General features: G+C 64.7%; 1 protein-coding gene. It reads left to right on the top strand.

Annotated features, from left to right (window positions below; all coding sequences use genetic code 11):
* Positions 1-19: 19 nt before the first annotated feature.
* Positions 20-5,367 (top strand): non-ribosomal peptide synthetase (locus NBG84_RS16930; protein ID WP_250920301.1); only part of this gene is annotated, 5,348 nt, incomplete at its 3' end.

Below are 5,367 nucleotides of genomic sequence, written 5' to 3'. Positions count from 1 at the left end.
ACATGACTCAGTCGGGCAGGTGGCGGTCCTGGTCCGCGAGGACCGTCCGGGCGACAAACGCCTGGTCGCCTACGTCGTCCCCGCCGACTCCGGTGTCGTGCCGTTGATCGATGTCTCGGTGTTGCGGAGTCTGGTAGCGGAGCGCCTGCCGGACTACATGGTGCCGTCCGCTTTCGTAGTACTGGAAGCCTTGCCGTTGACACCCAACGGGAAACTCGACCGTAAGGCTCTTCCCGTTCCCAAGGTCACTGCCAAGGTCTCTGGTCGTGGTCCGCGTAGTCCGCGGGAGGAGGTGTTGTGTTCGCTGTTCGCCGAGGTTTTGGGTGTGGGCAAGGTCGGGATCGATGACAGCTTCTTCGATCTGGGTGGGCACTCGTTGTTGGCGACTCGGTTGGTGTCGCGGATCCGTAGTGTCGTGGATGTTGAGGTGTCGATTCGGGCGTTGTTCGAGGCGCCGACGGTGGCTGGTTTGGCGTCGCATGTTGATGATGCTGCGGGTGTGGTGCGGGTACGGTTGTCGGGGCGGGTGCGTCCGGATTTGGTTCCGGTATCGTTCGCACAGCGTAGGTTGTGGTTCCTGGGCGAGTTGGAGGGCCCGTCCGCGACCTACAACATTCCCTTCGCCCTGCGGTTGCGTGGCGCGCTGAATGTGGAGGCGTTGCGGGCGGCGTTGATGGATGTCGTGGGCCGGCATGAGAGCCTGCGTACCGTCTTTCGCCACACAGAGACGAGCCAGCCCTATCAGCACATCGTAGAGCTGGCCGATGACAGCCGTGCCGCCCGGCTTCTTACGGTGTCGGAGGTGGATGCGTCGGGGCTTGGTGGGGTGTTGGCGGCGGAGGCGTCTGCCGGGTTCGATCTGTCGGTGGATCTGCCGCTGCGGGTGCGATTGTGTGTGGTAGGGCCGGATGAGTTCGTGCTGATCGCGGTGGTGCATCACATTGCCGCGGATGGCTGGTCGATGGCCCCGTTCGCCCGGGATCTATCCCTGGCCTACCAGGCCCGTTCCCGAGGCGAGGCGCCCGCCTGGCCGGTACTGCCGGTGCAGTACGCGGACTACACCCTGTGGCAACGCGAGGTACTCGGCAGCGAGGACGACCCCGACAGCGTCATCTCCCACCAACTGACCTACTGGACCGACGCGCTAGCCGGAATACCGGAGCAGCTGGAGCTGCCGACGGACTTCCCACGCCCCCCGGTGGCCTCGCACACCGGCGGCACCATCCCCATCAAGGTTCCAGCCGACGTCCATGAACGCCTGATTGCTCTCGCGCGGGAGAGCAACTGCAGCCTGTTCATGACGGTGCAGGCCGCGCTGGCGGTGCTGCTCCAGCGTATGGGCGCGGGTGAGGACATCCCGATCGGGACACCAGTGGCGGGGCGTACGGATGACGCGTTGGATGAGCTGATCGGGTTCTTCGTCAACACCCTGGTCCTACGCACCGACACCTCCAGTGACCCCACCTTCCGTGAACTACTCGGACGGGTACGGGAGACGGATCTGGCGGCGTTCGCCAACCAGGATGTGCCCTTCGAACGTCTGGTGGAGGTCCTCAACCCGCAGCGTTCGATGGCCCGGCATCCCCTCTTCCAGGTGATGCTGGCCTTCCAGAACAACGCCCAGCCCACCCTCGACCTCCCCGGCCTCCACGTCGAACACCAGACGTTGGAGGGTGCGGTGGCGAAGTTCGACCTCACCCTCAACCTCGGCGAACACCACACCCCCGAAGGGCGACCCGACGGACTGACCGGACGCCTGGACTACCGCACCGACCTCTTCCACCCCACCACCATCGAAACCCTCGCCACACGCCTCAACCAGGTCCTGGCAACCATCGTCACCACGCCTGACCTTCCTATCGGACAAGTCGACATCCTCACCCCCACCGAGCGTGATCAACTACTGGTGGAATGGAACGACACGGCAAGGGATGTTCCCGAGGCGTTGCTGCCCCAGCTGTTCGAGACTCAGGTGATGGCGACACCGGATGCGATCGCGGTCGTCTTCGAGGACCAGCAGCTCACCTACCGGGAGCTGAATGAGCGGGCGAACCAGCTAGCCCGGTATCTGATCGGTCAGGGCGCGGGGCCGGAGCGGGGTGTTGCGGTGTGGATGGAGCGTTCTGCTGACCTGATCGTGGCCCTCCTGGCAGTGGTCAAGACGGGCGGGTTCTATGTACCGCTACATGAGGGCTATCCGGCGGAGCGGCTACGGTTCGTGGTACAGGACAGTGATGCCAGACTGGTCTTGACCGACCGGCTCGAAGCCGCCGCTGAGTTCGCGCGCCAGGCCCAGGTCATCGAGGTGACCGCCCAGGCCTTCACCGAACAACCGACGACCGACCTGCACCGGAACATCCACCCCAAGCAGGTCGCATACGTGATGTATACCTCCGGCTCCACCGGCACCCCCAAAGGCGTTGCGACCACCCACCACAGTGTGGCCGACCTGATCGCCGACCGCTGCTGGCAAGGCGGCGACCACGAACGACTCCTGATGCATGCCCCGCATGCCTTTGATGTGTCCAACTACGAAGTATGGCTACCACTGCTATCCGGCGGTCAAATCCTCCTGGCACCCAACGAGCAGATCGACGCCAGTGCGGTGCGCAACCTCATTGCCCGCGGCCAGGTCACCGCCATCCATGTGACCGCGGGCCTGTTCCAGGTCATCGCTGAGGAAGACCCAGCCTGCTTCACTCACGTTCGTCAAGTACTGACCGGTGGCGATGTCGTCTCCGCCAACGCGGTCCATCAAGTCCTCGCAGCCTGCCCGCAGACCAACGTGCGCGCCCTGTACGGTCCCACCGAGATCACGCTATGTGCGACGCAGCATCACATGACGTCGGCCGCTCCTCCCGACTCGACCGTCCCTATCGGTCGGCCGATGGACAACACTCACGTCTATGTCCTGGACGCGTCGCTTGCCCCCACCCCTGTCGGAGTGACCGGCGAGCTCTACATCTCCGGCACCGGACTGGCCCGGGGGTACGTCAACCAGCCAGCACTGACCGCCGAGCGTTTCGTGGCCGACCCGTTCGGTGGTTCGGGCGGGCGGATGTACCGGACCGGGGACCTGGTCCAATGGCGCACAGACGGCACCCTGGAGTTCATGGGTCGTGCGGATGCGCAGGTGAAGGTACGCGGGTTCCGTATCGAGCCCGGTGAGATCGAAACCGTGCTCGCCACCCACCCCAGCGTCGGCCAGGCAGCAGTCCTCGCCCGCGAAGAGCGCCCGGGTGACAAACGCCTGGTCGCCTACGTCGTCCCCGCCGACTCCGGTGTCGTGCCGTTGATCGACGTGTCGGTGTTGCGGGGTGTGGTGGCGGAGCGCCTGCCGGACTATATGGTGCCGTCGGCCTTTGTGGTGCTGGATTCTTTGCCGTTGACGCCGAACGGGAAGCTGGATCGTCAGGCTCTTCCCGTTCCTGAGGTCGCTGCCAAGGTTTCTGGTCGTGGTCCGCGTAGTCCGCGGGAGGAGGTGTTGTGTTCGCTGTTCGCCGAGGTTTTGGGCGTGGGCAAGGTCGGGATCGATGACAGTTTCTTCGATCTGGGTGGGCACTCATTGTTGGCGACTCGGTTGGTGTCGCGGATCCGCAGTGTGTTGGATGTTGAGGTGTCGATTCGGGCGTTGTTCGAGGCGCCGACGGTGGCTGGTTTGGCGTCGCATGTTGATGGTGCTGCGGGTGTGGTGCGGGTGCGGTTGTCGGGGCGGGTGCGTCCGGAGTTGGTTCCGGTGTCGTTCGCGCAGCGTAGGTTGTGGTTCCTGGGCGAGTTGGAGGGCCCGTCGGCGACCTACAACATTCCTCTGACAGTGCGGTTGCGTGGCGCGCTGAATGTGGAGGCGTTGCGGGCGGCGTTGATGGATGTCGTGGGCCGGCATGAGAGCCTGCGCACCGTCTTCCCACAGGTGGACGGTCGTCCGTATCAGCACATCCTGAATGAGTGGGATGAGGATCGCGCTGCTGGGTTGTTGCGGGTTGGTGAGGTGGATGCGTCGGGGCTTGGTGGTGTGTTGGTGGCGGAGGTGTCTGCCGGGTTCGATCTGTCGGTGGATCTGCCGCTGAGGGTGCGATTGTGTGTCGTGGGGCCGGATGAGTTCGTGCTGATCGCGGTGGTGCATCACATTGCCGCGGATGGCTGGTCGATGGCCCCGTTCGCCCGGGATCTGTCCCTGGCCTATCAGGCCCGTTGCCGAGGCGAGGCGCCCGCCTGGCCGGTACTGCCGGTGCAGTACGCGGACTACACCCTGTGGCAACGCGAGGTACTCGGCAGCGAGGACGACCCCGACAGCGTCATCTCCCACCAACTGACCTACTGGACCGATGCGCTAGCCGGAGTACCGGAGCAGTTGGAGCTGCCGACGGACTTCCCACGCCCCCCGGTGGCCTCGCACACCGGCGGCACCGTCCCGGTCAGTGTGCCAGCCGACGTCCATGAACGCCTGATCACTCTCGCGCGGGAGAGCAGCACCAGCCTGTTCATGACCGTACAGGCCGCACTCGCCGTGCTGCTCCAGCGCATGGGCACAGGTGAGGACATCCCGATCGGCACACCAGTAGCCGGACGCACCGATGACGCGTTGGACGAGCTGATCGGGTTCTTCGTCAACACCCTGGTCCTACGCACCGACACCTCCAGTGACCCCACCTTCCGTGAACTACTCGGACGAGTACGGGAGACGGACCTGGCAGCGTTCGCCAACCAGGACGTGCCCTTCGAACGTCTGGTAGAGGTCCTCAACCCGCAGCGTTCGATGGCCCGACATCCCCTCTTCCAGGTGATGCTGGCCTTCCAGAACAACGCCCAGCCCACCCTCGACCTCCCCGGCCTCCACGTCGAACACCAGACGTTGGACGGTGCGGTGGCGAAGTTCGACCTCACCCTCAACCTCGGCGAACACCACACCCCCGAAGGACAACCCGACGGACTGACCGGACGCCTGGACTACCGCACCGACCTCTTCCACCCCACCACCATCGAAACCCTCACCACACGCCTCAACCAGGTCCTGGCCACCATCGTCACCACGCCTGACCTTCCTATCGGACAAGTCGACATCCTCACCCCCACCGAGCGTGATCAACTACTGGTGGAATGGAACGACACGGCGAGGGATGTACCCGAGACGGTACTACCTCAACTGTTTGAGACTCAGGTGATGGCGACACCGGATGCGATCGCGGTCGTCTTCGAGGACCAGCAGCTCACCTACCGGGAGCTGAACGCGCGGGCGAACCAGCTAGCCCGGTATCTGATCAGTCAGGGCGCGGGGCCGGAAGGGCTGGTGGGGTTGGCCCTGCCGCGTTCGGCGGAGCTGATCGTGACACTCCTGGCGGTTCTGAAGTCGGGGGCCGGATACGTACC

Source organism: Streptomyces albipurpureus, from assembly GCF_023701525.1.
Taxonomy (GTDB): Bacteria; Actinomycetota; Actinomycetes; order Streptomycetales; family Streptomycetaceae; genus Streptomyces; species Streptomyces albipurpureus.
The sequence above is the reverse complement of the archived record's forward strand: the minus strand, read 5'-3'. Positions and strand labels throughout refer to the sequence as shown.